The organism is Pseudomonas sp. P1.31 (assembly GCF_001269815.1).
In the GTDB taxonomy this organism is placed as follows: Bacteria; Pseudomonadota; Gammaproteobacteria; order Pseudomonadales; family Pseudomonadaceae; genus Aquipseudomonas; species Aquipseudomonas rustica.
Genome location: NZ_LHVN01000027.1, coordinates 31,233 through 49,716, shown reverse-complemented (window position 1 = coordinate 49,716; position 18,484 = coordinate 31,233). Strand labels below are relative to the sequence as shown.

At 59.2% G+C, this 18,484-nt stretch carries 15 protein-coding genes; 6 read left to right on the top strand and 9 right to left on the bottom strand.

The annotated features are described in order from the left end of the window. Nucleotides 1-13: 13 nt before the first annotated feature. Nucleotides 14-535: a DUF3455 domain-containing protein gene (locus AD669_RS17115; protein ID WP_053121866.1), complete on the bottom strand. Its 522-nt coding sequence runs from the start codon at nucleotides 533-535 to the stop codon at nucleotides 14-16. A gap of 201 nt (nucleotides 536-736) precedes the next feature. Here AD669_RS17115 and AD669_RS17110 point away from each other — a divergent pair, with 201 nt between their 5' ends. Continuing rightward, nucleotides 737-1,360: a glutathione S-transferase N-terminal domain-containing protein gene (locus AD669_RS17110; RefSeq protein ID WP_053121865.1), complete on the top strand. Its 624-nt coding sequence runs from the start codon at nucleotides 737-739 to the stop codon at nucleotides 1,358-1,360. 234 nt (nucleotides 1,361-1,594) lie between these two features. Here the strand turns inward: AD669_RS17110 and AD669_RS17105 are convergent, their stop codons facing one another. Beyond that, nucleotides 1,595-2,035 carry a CBS domain-containing protein gene (locus AD669_RS17105; RefSeq protein WP_053121863.1) on the bottom strand — a complete coding sequence of 147 codons (441 nt, stop codon included), beginning with the start codon at nucleotides 2,033-2,035 and terminating at the stop codon, nucleotides 1,595-1,597. Between the two features lie 458 nt (nucleotides 2,036-2,493). Between AD669_RS17105 and AD669_RS17100 the strand changes: the two genes are divergently transcribed. Further along, the gene (locus AD669_RS17100) at nucleotides 2,494-4,854 is read left to right on the top strand and encodes a DNA polymerase II (protein ID WP_172680127.1); all 2,361 of its coding nucleotides are present in this window, start codon (nucleotides 2,494-2,496) and stop codon (nucleotides 4,852-4,854) included. On the opposite strand, the gene AD669_RS17095 is transcribed toward AD669_RS17100, so the two are convergent. From AD669_RS17095 to AD669_RS17085, 3 genes are all read right to left on the bottom strand, one after another. After that, the gene (locus AD669_RS17095) at nucleotides 4,819-5,289 is read right to left on the bottom strand and encodes a DUF1810 domain-containing protein (protein WP_053121859.1); all 471 of its coding nucleotides are present in this window, start codon (nucleotides 5,287-5,289) and stop codon (nucleotides 4,819-4,821) included. The genes AD669_RS17100 and AD669_RS17095 overlap by 36 nt on opposite strands. Before the next feature lie 25 nt (nucleotides 5,290-5,314). After that, nucleotides 5,315-6,136 carry an aldo/keto reductase gene (locus AD669_RS17090; protein ID WP_053121856.1) on the bottom strand — a complete coding sequence of 274 codons (822 nt, stop codon included), beginning with the start codon at nucleotides 6,134-6,136 and terminating at the stop codon, nucleotides 5,315-5,317. 325 nt (nucleotides 6,137-6,461) lie between these two features. Then, entirely contained in the window at nucleotides 6,462-7,610 is a 1,149-nt protein-coding gene (locus tag AD669_RS17085) for an aldose epimerase family protein (protein WP_053121854.1), read from the bottom strand. 337 nt (nucleotides 7,611-7,947) lie between these two features. On the opposite strand from AD669_RS17085, the gene AD669_RS17080 reads away from it, so the two are divergent. The 3 genes from AD669_RS17080 (at nucleotide 7,948) to AD669_RS17070 (ending at nucleotide 11,078) form a co-directional block, all read left to right on the top strand. Further along, nucleotides 7,948-8,697 carry a hypothetical protein gene (locus AD669_RS17080; RefSeq protein ID WP_053121852.1) on the top strand — a complete coding sequence of 250 codons (750 nt, stop codon included), beginning with the start codon at nucleotides 7,948-7,950 and terminating at the stop codon, nucleotides 8,695-8,697. Between the two features lie 169 nt (nucleotides 8,698-8,866). Continuing rightward, nucleotides 8,867-10,081: an MFS transporter gene (locus tag AD669_RS17075; RefSeq protein ID WP_053121850.1), complete on the top strand. Its 1,215-nt coding sequence runs from the start codon at nucleotides 8,867-8,869 to the stop codon at nucleotides 10,079-10,081. Between the two features lie 211 nt (nucleotides 10,082-10,292). Continuing rightward, nucleotides 10,293-11,078, top strand: coding sequence for a sulfite exporter TauE/SafE family protein (locus AD669_RS17070; protein ID WP_053121848.1), 786 nt, complete (start codon nucleotides 10,293-10,295; stop codon nucleotides 11,076-11,078). A 160-nt stretch (nucleotides 11,079-11,238) separates the two neighbouring features. Here AD669_RS17070 and AD669_RS17065 read toward each other — a convergent pair whose 3' ends face one another. Continuing rightward, nucleotides 11,239-11,709 (bottom strand): GNAT family N-acetyltransferase, encoded by a 471-nt coding sequence (locus AD669_RS17065; RefSeq protein WP_053122141.1) that lies wholly within the window; start codon nucleotides 11,707-11,709, stop codon nucleotides 11,239-11,241. Between the two features lie 208 nt (nucleotides 11,710-11,917). Between AD669_RS17065 and AD669_RS17060 the strand changes: the two genes are divergently transcribed. Further along, nucleotides 11,918-12,484, top strand: coding sequence for a DUF4174 domain-containing protein (locus AD669_RS17060; RefSeq protein WP_053121846.1), 567 nt, complete (start codon nucleotides 11,918-11,920; stop codon nucleotides 12,482-12,484). A 127-nt stretch (nucleotides 12,485-12,611) separates the two neighbouring features. Here AD669_RS17060 and AD669_RS17055 read toward each other — a convergent pair whose 3' ends face one another. The 3 genes from AD669_RS17055 to ampC all read right to left on the bottom strand — a co-directional run bounded on the left by AD669_RS17055 (nucleotide 12,612) and on the right by ampC (nucleotide 18,361). Beyond that, nucleotides 12,612-16,190: an ATP-binding protein gene (locus AD669_RS17055; RefSeq protein WP_053121844.1), complete on the bottom strand. Its 3,579-nt coding sequence runs from the start codon at nucleotides 16,188-16,190 to the stop codon at nucleotides 12,612-12,614. Between the two features lie 3 nt (nucleotides 16,191-16,193). Continuing rightward, a complete protein-coding gene (locus AD669_RS17050; RefSeq protein ID WP_053121842.1) occupies nucleotides 16,194-16,817 on the bottom strand; it encodes a response regulator transcription factor in 624 nt (207 codons plus the stop codon). Nucleotides 16,818-17,194: 377 nt separating this feature from the next. Next, the gene (ampC, locus tag AD669_RS17045; RefSeq protein WP_053121840.1) at nucleotides 17,195-18,361 is read right to left on the bottom strand and encodes a class C beta-lactamase; all 1,167 of its coding nucleotides are present in this window, start codon (nucleotides 18,359-18,361) and stop codon (nucleotides 17,195-17,197) included. Nucleotides 18,362-18,484 lie beyond the last annotated feature (123 nt).

The window sequence follows — 18,484 nt, the reverse complement described above, 5'->3', positions numbered from 1 at the left end:
ACAAAAGCATGGATCAGTTCGCCGCCCAGAAAATGTAATCGGCCTGATACTTCACCACTTCCTGCTTGCCCTTGTTCGCCGCCGTGCATTCACTGCCCGGCGCCACGCCGCCCTTGAGCGCAACGCGCTGGATGTAACTCACACCACTCATCGCGCCTTTACCTTCAGCCGGATTGGCCTTGACCAGTTGATAAGGCAGGTTCCCCGGTGTCGACGGTGCTACGGCCAGTTGCGTGCCGGTGACTTTCGAACCGTCCTTGGCCTGCCACGTAGCCGGCGGGCCGAAATAAGTGCCGACCTGCTTGCCGCTGCGATCATTGAGCACCGCTTTCGGGCCAACGAACGTCCACTCGGTCTGCCCGGCGGCGTTGGGTTTGTCGCGGCATTCATAAGTAATCTCGCCAACCCCGGTGGTTTCCATGGCGATCTTGTGGCCGTCCGGGACTTTGATCGCGTCGGGATAACTGCTTTGGGCGAAGGTCGTCGAGGTGACGGCGAGCAAACCGGTGAAGCCAATCAGTTGGGTGATGTTCATCAGGTGTTCTCCGAAAAGGGTAAACCGCTGGCAGCCGAGGAGGGCTGTTACAGGGACTACCCGTGGCGGAGCGGTTTGGATGCAGGGCCTGAAAAATAAATTTCAAACACCCTGAAGCCCCACTGGGCAGGGAGGTAGACCCAAAGGCTGCAAATGCACTACAACTGAAGTGGGCGGATAACCAATCGAAAGGGGGGAGCTATGTATCAACTCTACGGACATCGAAATTCCGGCGCAGCCGCCATCGAAGCGGCGCTGGAGCTGTGCCAGATCGCCTATCGCTTCATCGATATCGAAGCCAGCAGCGAGGCCGCCGAGGCGCTGGCCAAACTCAATCCGCTGAAACAGATCCCGACCCTGCAATTGCCCGACGGCAGTGCGCTGACCGAAAGCGCGGCGATTCTGATTCACCTCGGGCTGACCTTTCCCAAGTCCGGTTTGCTGCCAGTCGAGGCCGCCGAGCGTGACCAGGCGATTCGCGGCATGGTTTATATCGTCAGCAATTGTTACGCAGCAATTGGCGTGATCGACTACCCCGAACGCTGGCTATTGATGCCCGACGAAGCGTCGCGACAGAACCTGATGGCCGGTGCCCGTGAGCGATTGCACTGGAGTTGGGAAGTGTTTGCCGACCAGTTCTCCGCCGAACTGTACCTGGACGACGAAACGCCGGGCGCGCTGGATGTATTGGCGGCGGTTGTAACCCGTTGGGCGGGGAGCCGCGAGCATTTGCGCCAGACGCGGCCGGGGTTTTACGCGTGGCTGCAACGCATTGACCGGCATCCGGTACTGGCCCCGGTGTTTGCCCGGCATTGGCCGTCCTGAGCCCGACGCAAAGTCAAATGTGGGAATGAACCCTGTGCCTGTGGAATTTATCTGTGGTGAGGGGATTGATCTGTGGTCAGGGGATTTATCTGTGGCGAGGGGATTTATCCCCGATGGGGCGCGAAGCGGCCCCGCTTTTGACTTACAAGCGGGACTGCTTGGCAGTCCGTCGGGGATAAATCCCCTCGCCACAGATAAATCCCCTCAGGATTCGGCCTTACAAGGGGGGGCGGATTACTCCCCGCGAATGTACTGCTCCAGCTGTTTGATCAGCTCAGCCTGCTCGGCAATGGCTTCCTTGACCAGGTCACCAATCGACAGCAGCCCGATCAACTTGCCATCCTGCACCACCGGCAAATGGCGCAGACGCTTGTCGGACATGATGCCCAGGCACGTGTCGACGGTCTGGTGCGTATCGACGGTGATCACCGGCGAGACCATGATGTCGCGCACCGGCGTACCCACCGACGAACGGCCATGCAGCACCAGCTTACGGGCGTAATCGCGCTCACTGATGATGCCCAGCACTTCATCGTTCTCCACCACCAGCAAGGCGCCGACGTTTTTTTCGGCCATCTTCATCAGCGCTTCGAGCACCATGTGATCAGGTTTGATCTGGTGCACTTCCTGATTTTTCTGATCTTTGAGCTTGAGCAGTTGGGCGACGGTCTTCATGGCGGTTACTCAGGTGTTGTCGTTGTTATCCAAGCATCGTAGACCCTGAGGCGCAGGGCAAGGTGACAAAGCGGCAGATAGCACGCAAAAAACGTCATTTCCCGAAAAAAAGCCCGAACACACAACCATTCTTGGAGGGAACCTCCTTGGTGAGTGGATTTATCTGTGGCAAGGAGGTTTATCAGTGATGAGGGGATTTATTTGAGGTGGGGGAATTTATCTGTGGAGAGGGGATTTATCTGAGGTGAGGGGATTTATCTGTGGCGAGGGGATTTATCCCCGATGGGGCGCGAAGCGGCCCCGCTTTTGACCTACAAGCGGGCCCGCTGCGCAGGCCATCGGGGATAAATCCCCTCACCACAAATAAGTGGCTCACCACAAAGTATCCAAACTCAAACCGCGGTCGCTGGAAGGGCAGCGTAGAATGCCCCTCTGTTTCAATACCCGAGGTTGCAGTGGTGGATTTACCGCAGGGCTTCGTCCTGACCCGGCATTGGCGTGATACGCCGGCCGGCACCGAAGTCGAGTTCTGGTTGGCGACCGACGCCGGGCCGCGTCGTGTGCGTTTGCCGCATCAACCGTCGGTGGCGTTTATCCCCGCTGAACAGCGCGAGGCGGCCGAACGCCTGTTGCACGACGAAAAGAACGTCGAACTGCGCCCATTGGCCCTGCAGGATTTCGAACATCGTCCGGTGCTCGGCTTGTATTGCCAGCAACACGGCCAGTTGATGCGCCTCGAAACCGCGCTCACCCGCGCCGGCGTCGACGTTTACGAAGCCGACGTGCGCCCACCGGAACGCTACCTGATGGAGCGCTTCATCACCGCGCCGGTATTCTTCAGCGGCACAGCGGACGCCGACGGCACCTTGCTCAACGCCCACCTCAAACCCGCACCGGATTACCGACCGAAACTGCGCCTGGTCTCCCTCGACATCGAAACCACCGAAAATGGCGAGTTGTATTCCATCGCCCTCGAAGGCTGTGGCGAGCGTCAGGTGTACATGCTCGGCACCCCGAATGGCGACGCCAGCATCGTCGACTTTGATCTCGAATACTGCGACTCGCGCACTGTCATCCTGAAAAAACTCAACGACTGGTTTGCACTGCACGATCCCGACGCGATCATCGGCTGGAACGTCGTGCAGTTCGACCTGCGCATCCTTCACGAGCACGCGCGACGCCTCGGTGTACCACTGAAGATCGGCCGTGGCGGCGAAGAAATGCAATGGCGTGAGCACGGCAGCCGCAATCACTATTTCGCTTCGGCAGCGGGGCGGTTGATCATCGACGGTATCGAATCCCTGCGTTCGGCGACCTGGAGTTTCCCCTCGTTCAGTCTGGAGAACGTCGCGCAAACCCTGCTTGGCGAAGGCAAGGCCATCGACAACCCGTACCAGCGCATGGACGAAATCAACCGCATGTTCGCCGAAGACAAACCGGCGCTGGCCAAATACAACCTCAAGGACTGCGAACTGGTCACGCGGATCTTTGCCAAAACCGAGTTGCTGACTTTTCTGCTGGAGCGCGCCAGCGTCACCGGATTGCCGGCGGATCGCAGCGGCGGCTCGGTCGCCGCGTTCACGCATTTGTATATGCCGCTGATGCACCGACAGGGTTTCGTCGCGCCGAATCTCGGTACCAACCCGCCGCAGGCCAGTCCCGGCGGTTTTGTCATGGACTCGCAACCGGGCCTGTACGAGTCGGTATTGGTGCTCGATTACAAGAGTCTGTACCCGTCGATCATCCGCACTTTTCTGATCGATCCGGTGGGCCTGATCGAAGGCTTGCAACACCCGGACGACGCTGACTCTGTACCGGGTTTCCGTGGCGCGCGCTTCTCTCGCACCCGTCATTGCCTGCCCTCGATCGTCTCGCGGGTGGCCGAGGGGCGCGAGACCGCTAAACGCGAGCACAACGCGCCGCTGTCGCAAGCGCTGAAAATCATCATGAACGCCTTTTACGGCGTGCTCGGTTCCAGCGGTTGCCGGTTTTTCGATACGCGGCTGGCTTCGTCGATCACCCTGCGCGGTCACGAAATCATGCTGCGCACGCGCAAGTTGATCGAAGAACAGGGCCACGCGGTGATCTATGGTGACACCGATTCCACCTTCGTCTGGCTGCGTCGCCAGCATGGTCAGGAAGAGGCGGCGAAGATCGGCCAGGCGCTGGTCCAGCACGTCAATGACTGGTGGCGCGAGCATGTGCGCGATGAATACGGCTTGGAAAGCGCCCTCGAATTGCAGTTCGAAATTCACTACAAACGCTTTCTGATGCCGACCATCCGTGGCGCGGAGGAGGGCAGCAAGAAGCGCTACGCCGGCCTCGTCACCCGCGCCGACGGCAGCGATGAAATGGTCTACAAAGGCCTGGAAACCGTGCGCACCGACTGGTCGCTGCTGGCCCGGCAATTTCAGCAAGAACTGTACGAGCGGATTTTCCAGCGCAAGCCGTATCAGGATTACGTGCGCGACTACGTGCGCAAAACCCTCGCCGGTGAATTCGATGATCGGCTGATCTACCGCAAACGCCTGCGCCGCACCCTCGACGACTACGAACGCAACGTGCCGCCCCACGTGCGCGCGGCGCGGCTGGCTGACGACTACAACACGCAGCACGGTCGGCCACGGCAATATCAGAATGGTGGCTGGATCAGTTACGTCATCACCTTGGCCGGCCCCGAGCCGCTGGAAGTGCGCCGCGCGGCCATCGATTACGACCACTACATCACCCGGCAACTGCAACCGGTGGCAGACGCGATTCTGCCGTTTGTCGACGACGATTTCTCAACCCTGATCGGTGGGCAACTGGGCCTGTTTTGAGTCGAGCAGTTGCAGCGTCCATTCATCGAGAATGCCGTGGAAGTAGCGCTCCAGCGCCTGCGCGAACAGGCTGTCGTCGGCGCTGAACTGAGCGAACAGCGTCATCGAAGAGTGAAATTTCAGGTCGTCAGGATGACCGAAAATCTCCGCGATTGAACGCTGGCGCACGTTCAGCACCAACTGCGTGCAGGTGCGCAAGCGGGCGCCGAGCAGTTCATGGTCGAGGTAGGCCTGCGCTTCTTCGGCCGAACCGATGGCGTAGCGTCGGGACATTTCACTGCCGCCCAAACCGGCGAACTGCGGGAAGACGAACCACATCCAGTGGCTGCGTTTGCGGCCGTCTTCGAGTTCGCGCTGCACCCGCTCGAACACCGAGTCTTGGGCCAGCACAAAACGTTGCAGGTTGAACGGGTCGTTCTGATCCGTGCTTCTCATCGCGAAGCCCTCGCCAGTCGGCGGCTCAGACCATGGCCAGCCGCTGCTTGCGTTGTGGCGCTTGAAACACCTGATCCAGCGCCGCCAGATCCCCGGCCTCCAGTTGCAGCTGCGCCGCTTGTGCATTGAGTTGCACGTGTTCGGGTCGCACAGCCTTGGGAATCGCAATGACACCATCCTGACGCAGAATCCACGCCAGCGAAACCTGCGCGGGGGTGACGCCGTGACGAGCGGCAATCTGTTTCAGCACCGGTTCCGCCAGCATCGCGCCGCCCTGGCCGATCGGGCAGTAAGCCATCAGCGGCATCCGCAGGTGCTGGCACCACGGCAACAGATCGAATTCGATGCCGCGCTCTTCGAGGTTGTAGAGCACTTGATTGGTGGCGCAGGCGGAACTGGAGAGTTCCTCGAGGTCATCGACGTCGAAATTGGAGACGCCCCAACGGCCGATCTTGCCTTCTTCGCGCAGACGTTCGAAGGCTTCGACGGTTTCTTCCAGCGGATACTGGCCGCGCCAATGCAGCAGATAGAGGTCAATGTAATCAGTGTCGAGGCGGCGCAGACTACGCTCGCAGGCTTGCGGAATGCCTTTGCGGCTGGCGTTATGCGGGTAGACCTTGCTCACCAGAAACACTTGATCGCGCAGACCGGCAATCGCTTCGCCGACCACCGATTCGGCACCGCCCTCGGCGTACATTTCGGCGCTGTCGATCAGGGTCATGCCCAGCTCGATCCCCATGCGCAACGCCGCCACTTCACGCTTGTGCGCCGAACGGTCTTCGCCCATGCGCCAGGTGCCCTGGCCAATGACGGGAACCTGCACACCGGCCAATTCGAGGGTACGCATTCAAACCTCCTATCTGAAAGAGTCGATACCTTTAAGTGGGCAGCAGGATAGCCCAGGGGTTCCGAAAGCTTGCAGATCAGGCGCTTTTTACGAAGGTCGCTTGGATGGCGAGGGAATTTATTGTTGTGAAGGGATTTATTGTGGCGAGGGGATTTATTGTGGCGAGGGGATTTATCCCCGCTGGGCTGCGAAGCAGCCCCAAAACCATTCAGCGCGGAGTATCAGGCAAACCCGGTTGTCTGGTTTTGGGGCTGCTGCGCAACCCAACGGGGATAAATCCCCTCGCCACAGGGGACTCAACTCATCACAGATGTTGTGTTGACAGTTATTTCGCGGAGAACTTCAACACCACGCTGTGGTTGTAAGTCTGCCCCGGATCCAGCCGCGTACTCGGGAAGTTCGGCTGATTAGGCGAGTCTGGATAGTGCTGCGTTTCCAACGTAAACGCGCCCCAGTGCGGATACACCTTGCCGCCCTTACCCTTGACCGTGCCATCCAGGAAGTTGCTGGTATAAAACTGCACACCCGGCTCGGTAGTGAACAACTGCAAATGCCGCCCCGACTGTGGATCGCTGACTTCAGTGGCGACTTTGCTCACATCGCCCTTGGTATCCAGCGCCCAGTTGAAATCAAATCCACCCTGTTTCGGCTCAGCAAATTTCAGTTGCTCATGATCAGCCTTGATGTGCGTGCCGATGGCCGTCGGTTTAGTGAAATCCATCGGCGTGCCCGCAACGGGCGCGAGTTCCCCGGTCGGGATCAGTTTGGCCGTCACCGGCGTGTAATGGCTGGCGTACAGGGTCGCGACCTGCTTGAGAATGTCGCCATTACCGGCGCCGGCGAGGTTGAAGTAACTGTGGTTGGTCAGGTTAAGCACCGTCGGTTTGTCGGTGTTGGCCTTGTAGTCGATGCGCAGCTCGTTGTTGTCGGTGAGGCGATAGGTGACCTCGGTGGTGAGGTTGCCGGGAAAGCCCATTTCGCCGTCCGCCGACAGATACGTCAGGGTTACGCCGACCGAATCCTTGTCCTTGGTTTCCTGGGCTTTCCAGACCTTCTTGTCGAAACCCAGCGTGCCGCCATGCAGCGCGTTGCTCTTGTCGTTCTGCGGCACTTGATAGCGTTTGCCATCGAGTTCGAACGCACCTTCGGCGAGGCGATTGCCGAAACGGCCGATGGTCGCGCCGAAGTACGCGGTGCCTTTCTGATAACCCTGCACATCGTCGAAGCCGAGCACGACGTCGTCGAACTTGCCGTGTTTGTCCGCCACCAAGAGCGATTGCAGGGTCGCGCCGTAGGTGATGACGGTGGCTTGCATGCCGTGGCTGTTGCGCAGGATGTATTGCTCGACGGGCGTGCCGTCATTGGTTTTGCCGAACGCTTTGTGCTCGGCGCTGAGGCCGGCGGCATTGGCGGAAAGGGTGGCGATCATCAGGGACAGTCCGAGGCCGGAGAGCAGGTGTCGGGATTGAAGCATGGTTGACCTTCCTTTTTGTTGTTGTTTTCAAAGCAGCGCGGATTCCCCTGTAGGAGCTGCCGAAGGCTGCGATCTTTTGATCTTTATAAAAGCAAAAGATCGCAGCCTTCGGCAGCTCCTACAGGGTGGTTAATAGTCATGCTATCTGTGAGTAGGAAGAATATTTATAGCGGATGAATCGTTTATTGCCAAAATAAAGTCTGACTAATTGGTGTGGGGATCAGCGCCGAAGGTCGGATCAACGCTCGCACACTGCACTTTTTCGAATTTCCCGGCTCTATCCATGGCCAGGATGCGGTGACCCCCGCCGCACAGGAATGTGCCTGTTCGAGACTACATGCCGAGAGTTTTTCAGCTGATTGCCGACCTTTTTCGCCGACCGTGCCTGCCGCTCGCCTGTCTGTCATTGCTGTTGTTCAGCGGTTGCAGCCATCAGGACGGCAACGGCTTTTTCGCGCAGATGCGTGACGGCCAGCCGCAGGAATTCATGCAGACCAGCGTCGACCGTATGGCCACGCTGGCAATGCGCGACAACCTCAACAGCCTCTACCGCCTGATGGGCAAGCTGTACCTGCGTAATCCAGAAGAACTGAAAAAATCGGGGTTCCTCAGTATCAGTGTGGCGGTGAAACAGGTGCGTCTCGCTGTTGAACAGCAGCAGCCATTACCGGTGCTCGGCGGAAGAAAGGATCTCGCGGCGCTGAGCTACGCGATGAGCCCGGAGTTTCGCGGTGACCGCGTCGGCGCGTTCATCTATGCGATCGGCAGCATGCTGGTGACCGCCCACGGCAATCGCACCGAGTTTTATATGACCGATGCGATCAACCCGACCTTCGTCCACAACGCCGCGCGCAACATCGAAAAAGCCACGTGGATTCTGTCGCAACGGCAGAACAAGGACGGCCAGCCATTGCTGTTTTCCAATGAGATTTCCGAGGAGGGCAGCAACCTCAGCTTTGCCACCGAGTTCGGCAAGATCGTCGCGCGGCTGGATCTGATCACACAGATGCTCGACGAACGCTACCGGCGGATCGGCCTGAATTACGCGCAGAGCCTTCTATTCCTGAATTTCCTCCCCGTTCAATAACCGCTCTCACCCCTGTAGGAGCTGCCGAAGGCTGCGATCTTTTGATCTGTTTTTGAAGGTCAACGTCAAAAGATCGCAGCCTTCGGCAGCTCCTACAGGGTAGAGTGGCGGTCGGATTGTTTGTATACAATCCATCGTCAACTTTGACTCAAAGGGAGCTGCACCCGTCATGACCGACCCCGCAAGCGCCGATTTCACTCGCGTTGACCGCGCCGTCCGCTCGGACAAATTGCCTTATGCCGCGTTGCTGGCGTTCGCCATGACCGGTTTCATCGCCATCCTCACCGAAACTCTGCCAGCCGGCCTGCTGCCGCAAATCGGCGCCGGGCTCAATGTCAGCGAGGTGCTCGCCGGGCAACTGGTGACGCTGTACGCGCTGGGCTCGATTGTCGCGGCGATTCCGCTGACCGTCGCCACGCGCGGCTGGCCTCGGCGGCGGGTGCTGTTGATGACCGTCGGCGGTTTTCTGGTGTTTAACACCGTCACCACGTTTTCCAGCCATTACGGCCTGACCCTCGCGTCGCGGTTTCTCGCCGGCATGGCGGCGGGGCTGTCGTGGGGGATCATGGCCGGCTATGCGCGCGGCATCGTGCCGGTGCATCAACAGGGCCGAGCGCTGGCGATTGCCATGCTCGGTACGCCGGTGGCGCTGTCGCTGGGTACGCCAGCGGGAACATGGCTGGGTAATCTGATTGGCTGGCGTGCTTCGTTCGGCATCATGTCGGCGCTGGCCCTGGTGCTGGCCGCGTGGATTGTGATCGCGGTGCCGGATCGCCCGGGGCAAACCAGCGAAGAACGCCTGCCGTTGCTTGAATCGTTGCGCCTGCCGGGGGTGCGACCGGTGCTGTTCGTGGTGCTGACGTGGATGCTCGGCCACAACATTCTTTACACCTACATCGCGCCGTTTCTGATGCAGGCCGGGCTGGCCGAACGGGTTGATCTGGTGTTGCTGGTGTTTGGCCTGTGCTCGCTGGTGGGCATCTGGATCATCGGCATGCTGGTCGATCGCTGGCTGCGTTGGTTGACGTTGATCAGCCTTGCGGTGTTTGCCGTGACCGCGCTGGTGTTGGCGCTGCTGGCGCCGTCACCGTGGCTGATTTACACGTGCATGGCGGTGTGGGGCTTGTCGTTCGGCGGCTCGGCGACGTTGCTGCTGACCGCGGCGGCGGACTCGGCGGGCGATCACGTCGACGTGGTGCAGGCGATGCTCACCACGTCGTGGAACGTGGCGATTGCCGGCGGCGGCTTGTTCGGTGGCTTGCTGCTGGATCGGGCGGGGGCGATGTCGTTTCCGTGGGCGCTGCTGATCCTCTCGCTGATTGCGCTCGCTACCGTGTGGATCAACAGCAACCACAGCTTCAAACCGGGCCGCCGCCAGCACTGACAACGCAGTCTCTCTGTAGGAGCTGCCGCAGGCTGCGATCTTTTGATGTGCGGTATTGAAAAACAAGATCAAAAGATCGCAGCCTGCGGCAGCTCCTACAGGGGGAATGGTGTGTTGGGGCATAACGATAGACCGCATTGATATATGTGGTTATAAGAAAAATCGCTATGCTGCGGGCCAGATTTTTCCTGTCGTTTTTGTGGACGGTTTAATGGAATTGGCAAATTTCGGCCTGGTGATTGCCGGGCTGGTGGTGGGGTTTATCGTCGGCATGACCGGTGTCGGCGGCGGTTCTTTGATGACGCCGATTCTGCTGTGGTTCGGCATCAACCCGGCAACAGCGGTGGGCACTGACCTGTTGTACGCCGCCATTACCAAATCCAGCGGCGTGCTGGTGCACAAAAAGAACAAGAACATCGATTGGGCCATCACCGGCTGGCTGACCCTCGGCAGCGTGCCGGCGGTGGCGATGACTTTGTGGTTCCTCAGCACCCTGCACACCGCGCCGGATGCGATGAACGCCATCATCAAACAAGCCCTAGGCTTTGTGTTGTTCGCCACTGCGCTGGCGATCTTCTTCAAAAAACGCCTGCTCGCATTCGCCCACAAACGCGCCGGCGGCAACTACAACCCGAGCGGTTCGCGCCTGAACGTGTTGACGGTGATCACTGGTCTGATCCTCGGCACCATGGTTGCGCTGACCTCGATTGGCGCGGGTGCGCTCGGCACCGTGGCGCTGTTCATTCTTTACCCGCTGCTGCCAACCCGTCGTCTGGTCGGCACCGAAATCGCCCACGCCGTACCGCTGACACTGGTTGCAGGCCTCGGTCACGCGAGCATGGGCAATATGGATTGGGGTGTGTTGGGCTTTCTGCTGATCGGCTCGTTGCCGGGCATCTGGCTCGGCAGCCACCTGACCGGACGCATTTCCGACGAAGTCCTGCGCCCGTGCCTGGCGACGATGCTGGTGTTGATCGGCTACAAGCTGGCGTTCTGATCAACCCGGGTTTTGCATTGGAACAACCTTGTGGGACTTACTCACCACAAGTTTTGCGCTGCTGAATATCCCCTGTAGGAGCTGCCGAAGGCTGCGATCTTTTGATCTTTTTTAGGATCAAGATCAAAAGATCGCAGCCTTCGGCAGCTCCTACAGGTTTTTATGACGGGTTTTGAATTGTGTATTTCATCACCGTCACCGGCAATTCCTCGTACACCATTTCCTCAATCACCTCCCATCCCAACCGTGCATACAGCGATTGCGCGGCATCGGTGTACAGATACAACTCCTTCACGCCCAGCGCCGCCGCTTCTGCAACCACACGGTTAACCAGTTGCGAAGCAACCCCGCGTCCGCGTTCTTCAGCTTTCACATAAACCCCGGCCAGCCAGGGCGTCAGGTTCGGGCGTAGCTTCAGATCGTTTTCAATCAGCAACGCGCCGCCGAGCAAGCGCGAACCTTCAAGCGCCACCACCACGCTGGGGATCGCGCCTTTGCCGCAGGATTCACGCATATGCTCGATACGGTCCTGGACAGTCTGGCCCGGGCGAAACTCGCCCCACTCCTGGAAGTTGAGCGTGGCCAGTTCTTCAATCAATTCGGGGTGATCGCACAGGTAATCAATGTGCATGCGGGTGAACTCCATTTCGGTGGTTGATCCACCACCCTAATGCGGTCATAAAAGGTAATCAAATCTGCCTTGCGATCGTGTCTGTGATGTTGCGCAATGTCGGCCCTGACCTAAGCTTCTGACAAGGCGACACCTATTTGCCAGATAGCCCCGGAACAATCGCCACGATGCGCAATCATTAGAGCGTGGATATTAAAAGGAGATGCGCATGCTCATCAGGTCACTGACCCTGACACTCTTGCTGGCGATTGCCGGCCCTCTGTTCGCCGCTGACAACGATTCGCCGATTGCCGGCGACATGGGCCGCGCCCGACCGCTGATCGTGATCGCACAAAGCACCGTTGACCCCGTGTGGGTCGGCCTGAAAAAGTCGCTGGAAGATCCCGCCAACAAAAAAGGCGTCGCCGATCGCAACATCAAGGTTTACACGATTCTCAACATGTCCGGCCAACTCGACGGCAAAGACCTCGGCCAGCAAGACACCATGGCGCTGCTGCGCTCGCTGAAGCTGGGCGCCGGGGCGTATCCGAAAGTGTTCCTGGTGGGCAAGGACGGCGAGACCAAACTGTCGGCGTCGGGGGATGAAGCGAAAGCGGTGGATTTGAAGAAAATCTTCGACACCATTGATGCCTTGCCGGCGACCGAGAAAGACATCGCGCCACCGTCCGTTGCAACCACACCGGCAGCCGCAGAACCGGCCGCAAAAGGCGCAAAAGGCACCAAACCAACCAAGCCTGCAAAACCCACCAAGCCACCGGAAATGCCGGATGACTAACTGAAGTTGAATGAGATCCCCTGTGGGAGCGAGCTTGCTCGCGAAGGCGTCCGGTCAGTCACATTGATGCTGACTGACCGGGCCTATTCGCGAGCAAGCTCGCTCCCACAGTTTGTTTCAGGGTTCTTCAGTCTGCATGTTCTTGCAATGCTGTCTGCAGTCGCCTCATCTCCTGCACAAATCCTTCATACAAACGATGCGCCTCCTGCTGCGTAGGGTCGGATTTGCACAGCGTTTCCAATAGCTCACACGCCGCAATCAACGGCGTCGCATGAATAATCCGCGCACTCCCGAGAATCTTGTGGCAACGCCGCGCCATGCCTTCAAAATCCCCCGTTGCAAACAGCGTTTCCATCGCCTCGAAATCCTGCTGATTGGTGCGTAACACCGTCTCCAGCAATTGCCGGGTCAGCCCCGGATCGCCAGCGGTAATGTCGCTGACCTTGGACGGATCAAAACACGCCGCACTGGCCTGACGTTCACGTTCCGATTCACGCAGATAACGCTCCAGCGCACTGCGTGTCAGCGGTTTGAACAGGCAGGCGTTCATGCCCGCGTCGAGACAGCGGCGGGTTTCCTCAGGCTGCGCATTGGCGGTCAGCCCCAGCACATGAGTCGGCGTGCGCCCCTCGGCGGCTTCGATGGCGCGCAACTGGCGGGTCATTTTGTCGCCATTGAGCAGCGGCATATTGCAGTCAGTGATCAAGTAATCGAAGGATTCTTCGCTCCACAGGCGCAACCCTTCGAGACCGTTTTCGGCGCAGGCCACGCGCATCCCCAGCGATTCCAGTTGCCGCTGCAGCACCACCCGATTGAATTCGTGATCCTCGACAATCAGCACATGCCGCGACGGCAGCGGTGGCAGATCTTCAGTCGCCATTGTCGGCAGGGTTTGTGTCTCGGTGTGCAATCGGGTGCTCAGGTTGAGGGTAAAGCACGAGCCGAGCCCCGGCTCGCTTTCGCAGGTCAGTTGCCCACCCATCAACTCGGTCAATTGCTGACAGATCGACAACCCCAGCCCCGTGCCAATCTGTGTTTCGCTCTGGCCGTCAGCGAATTGGGTGTACGGCTGAAACAGGCGCTGGCGCTGTGGCTCGTCCATGCCGATGCCACTGTCGCGCACCGCCAGGCGCAATTGCACCAGATCGCCGTGAGTCAGCAGGCTCAACTCAACGCTGACCGTGCCTTGGGCGGTAAACTTGATCGCGTTGCTCAGCAGGTTGGAAAGAATCTGCCGAAAGCGCAGCGAATCGAGTTCCACCGCTTGATCGGCATCGTCGGTGATCAAGGTCAGGTCGATGTTTTTCTGCTGCGCGAGGCTGGCGAACGCCTGCACCACGGTGCGCGCCAGACGCTCGGGATAGCAGCGGCTGCTGCGCAATTCGAACTGGCCGGCTTCAAGTTTGGTCAGGTCGAGAATCTCGCCGATCAGCTCCATCATGCCGCCGGCCGACTTCTGCGCAATGTCGATCAACTCGCCGTCGCCGGTGCGCTCGGGATGACGATTGCGCAGCAGTTCGAGCACGCCGATCAACGCGCTCATCGGCGTGCGGATCTCGTGGCTCATCACCGCCAGAAAATGGCTTTTGCCACGGTTCGCCGCCTCGGCCTGGTGCTTGGCGGCCAACAGTGCGTGTTGCAGATGCTGTTGTTCGGTCAGGTCGATCCAGCCGCCGATCACGCCGGTCATTTTGCCGTCGGAGTCGCGGTAGGGCAGGGCCCAGTGGTAGATGTGGAAGGTGTGGCCCTTGACCGAGAGCGGGAAATTGTCGAACGATGGCTCGCCGCTTTCCAGGGTGGCGCGGTGGATGCGTTTGTAGTTGTGGGCGTTATCCAGCGGCAGCACGTTGGCCTCGATCAGGCCTTTGTGCAGCACCTGCTCAAGCTCCACGCCCATCACCTGCAAATAAGCGCGGTTGCAAGTGAGCAGCAGGCCTTTGCGGTCGCGCACGTAAATCGGGTGCGGCGTGCCATCGACCAACGCCTTCATAAACAGCAACTGATCGCTCAAGGCTTTTTGCGCTTTGAGACGCTCGGCGATTTGCCGGCGCAGGCCGAGGTTCCACGCGATAAAACCGAGCAACACGGCCACCAAAACCATCGCCGCACGCAGAATCCAGCGCTTGTAAGTGCTCCAGCCGTCCTCGCCGTTCTGCGGGTTTTGCCAGCGGTTGGCCAGGTCGCTGAACTCGCCGGGAGCGATGTCGAGCATGGCTTTGTCGAGGATCGAAATCAGCGTGGCGTTGTGTTTGCCGGTGGCGAAGGTGATCAACGCCGGTTGTGTGCCGAGCACTGAGTCGATTTGCAGGCGTCCACGAAAGTAGCGATCAATCAGATAAGCCGCGCCCATCTGCGGCTGAATCACACCCTCGACCTGGCCCTCGGCGAGCAGTTCGTAAGTCTCGATTGACGTATCGACTTCGACTGCGCGCAACTCCGGCCATTCCCGCGCCAGCCAATGCGCGGCTTCCGAGCCCTTGATGATTGCCACCGGCCGGCCTTTCAGACCGCTCATGCCCTCACGGTTGGGCTTGACCCGTGTAACCAGTACAAACGGATTGACCACGTAGGCGCGGGAGAACTTCAGATCCTTGTGCCGGCGCTCGCTGTAAGTCAGCGCCGCGATCAGGCTGGGTGGATCGCGTTGCGCACGACGGGTCATGGCGTCCATCGAGGTGATTTTCTTTGGCTGAAACGCGAGGCCCGTGCGGTCGTTGATCAGCTCGAGCAAATCGGCGGACATGCCGCGCATTTCGCCTTCGGTATCGAAGAAGCTGAACGGCGAATACATGTCGTTGGCCAGCACCTCGACAATCGGATGATCCTTGATCCACTGCTGTTCGACCGGCGTCAGTTGCAGGCGGCCGTAACCGAGTTTCGGATTGGAACCGATGCCCCAGCGCCGGGCGATTTGCGCACGTTCCGCCGGGGAGATTTTTGCCAGAACGTTGTTGAACAGGTTGAGCAACTGCGCGTCTTCGCGCTGCATGGCGAAGCTGAAACCCAGGCCTTCGGAGTCGCGCTGAATGGTTTGTTTGAGGCTCTGCTGGTAACTGCGTTCGAGCAGGTATTGCGCGGAGATCGCATCGGTCAGCAGCACCTTGTTTTCGCCGTAGGCCACTAGACCCAGGCCGTAGGGTGTCGACTCGACCGCCTCACGGGGATGATCGGGAAACAGTGCGGCAACGCGACCCGGAATCATCCAGTCTGAGTCGAAGAGAACGGTGGTGTCCTTGGGCAGCTGATTGTTCGCCCAGTGGGTGCCGAAACGACTGACCAGCACCGCTTGATCGTACGCATAGGCCGCACTCATGCGCAGTTCGCTGTACTGGTTTTCCAGATGATTGATGCGTGGCACCACATCGATGTCGCCACGTTGCAGGGCGGCAAGTGCTTCGGCCTGATTGGCGAACCGTTCGATCTGTACCCGCAGGCCCAAGGTGCGAGCGATGATGTCGAGGTAATCGGCGGACAGGCCTTGGTATTCACCACCGTCGGCGGTGATGTCGAGGGGCGGCCGATCCGGCAGATAGACCCCGGCGCGCAACACGGCTTTTTGCGTCAAAAAATGCCGTTGCGTGCTGCTCAGGGGCAGGGTTTGTTGATTGCTGGTCGCGCGGCTGAGCAGGCTCAGCGTGTCGGCCTGGACGCTCAATGCCAGCCAGCCGAGGCAGAAAACAGCGAGCAGTTGTCTGAACCGGTTCATCGCTCAGACCAGATGATTGCGTTTGGCGAACTCGACCAGATCAAGCAGCGTGTGGGTGTCGAGTTTTTGCATCAGGCGGGTCTTGTAGGTGCTGATGGTTTTGTTGCTCAGCAGCATGTCGTTGGCGATCTGCATGTTGGTCTTACCCTGCGCCAGACCGTGCAAGACTTTGAGCTCGCGGCGGGTGATGGTGTCGATGCGCTTGGCATCGTCCTGCTTGTATTCACTGTGATTGACCGAGTCGAGCGTCCCCGGCGGAAACCAGCGTTCGCCGTTGGCCACGGCTTTCAGTGCGGTGAGAATCTCCCTCGGATCATCGCCCTTCGACAGATAACCCGCCGCCCCGGCGCGCAGGCATTGCGTGGCGTAGGCCAGACTTTTCAAACCGGTGTGTACCAGCACGTGCGCCGTACTGCCGCCGATGCGCAAACGGTCGATCACCGCCATGCCGTCGAGTTGCGGAATGTCCAGATCCAGCACAATCGCATCGGGCTGCAGCTCGAATGCCTTGCTCAAGGCATCGACGCCGTTGTCGCATTCAGCCACCACGACATGGCCCTCGCGCGCGAGAATCATCGCGATTGCCATGCGCACCACAGCGTGATCATCGACCAGCAGCACTTTCATCGATCAGTCCTCAAGCCCGGTTTCAGCATAGCCCGCACGCCGGGAAGAGCACGGCACGGGCGCGACCGCGAAAAAAGAGCGCGATGCTACTTGGTTTGAGGGGGGATGCAAGAAAAGAGGGCTGCACGAATAACAATGGCTACCCCAGCCTTTGTGGTGAGGGGATTCATCCCCGATGGAGTGCGAAGCACTCCCAAAACCGGACGCCCCGGTGAATCAGAAAAAACAGGGTTCTCTTTTGGGGCCGCTGCGCAGCCCATCGGGGATAAATCCCCTCACCACAGGGATTAGTTTCACAGGGGATCAGTGTCACCAGGGATCAGTGTCACTAGGGATTAGTGTCACTAAAGGGAGTACCACAGGTTTGGTGCCTGCCTTTATCGAGTAATTGCACTCAGGATCGTGTGCGCAATCTTCACCCGTTCCGCATTCGGGTAGTTTTTGTTCGCGAGGATCACAATGCCGACATCCTTCGATGGCACGAACGCCACGTACGCGCCGAAGCCTCCGGTTGCGCCGGTTTTGTTGTACAGCACGTTCTGCGGCTCGGGTTGCGCCGGGGTCAGCCATTGCACTTTGTGCGCTTGCAGCGCCATCGGGTTCGAATTGCCGTTTTGCAGTTTTTCCAGACTGATCGGATAGGCGTAACGCTCCCAACCCAGACCCTGGGTCATGTCACCGACGGTGTAGTAACCGGTGTGCGTGGCGGCGACGGCTTGTTGCAGGGGCTGTTTCAGGCTGGCCGGTTTCAGGTTCGCTTCGACGTACCGCAGCAGGTCGGCGGCGCTGGTTTTGATGCCGTAGGCTTCAGCGTCCAAGGCGCCGGGGCCAACACGCACCGGTTGGTTTGCGCTGTTGTAGCCTTGGGCGTAGAGGTTGGCTTCGGACTCGGGCACGCTGAGGAATGTGTGCTGCAAACCCAGTGCTGGCAGCAGGGTTTGGGTCATCGCCTGATCAAACGACTGACCGAGGCTCTTCGCCGTCAGATAACCAAACAGTCCTAGACTTGGATTGGAATACAGGCGATGGCTGCCCGGTGGATACAGCGGTTTCCACTGCTGGTAATAGCCGAGCATTTTGTCCGCCGAATCGGCTTCAGTGGGGAACTGCAACGGCAGACCACCCGCGCTGTAAGTGCCCAGTTGCAGCACGCTGATGTTGTCGAATGCGCTGCCGTGCAGCTCAGGCCACAGCGAGCTGGCCTTGCTCGACAGATCCAGTTTGCCCGTCGCCTGCGCATAACCGGCCAGCGTCGCGGTGAAGGTTTTGCTCACCGAGCCGATCTCAAACAGGGTGTTTTCGCTGACCTTCAACCCGCTGTCCTTGTTAGCGACGCCGTAGTTAAAGTAATGCGGTTGGCCATTAACAGTCAGGGCGATGGCCAGGCCTGGAATGTTCTGCTGCTGCATCACCGGCGTAACGGCAGCGCTGACCAAGGCTTGCAATTGTGCATCGGTTGGCTCAGCAGCCGAACAGGCAGCCGCGCCGAAGCAAAGTCCAAAAGCGCTGTAGGAAAAGAGTTTGCTCGGCATGATTGAACGCATAAATGAACCACTCTCCATGAGTGTTGATTATTCTATCCCGCTACACTGCGGACGATTTCCCGTTCGGGCGGCTGATCAGCGCGGCCAATTTAGGCAGTCCGGCGCCAATCGACAAACGATGAA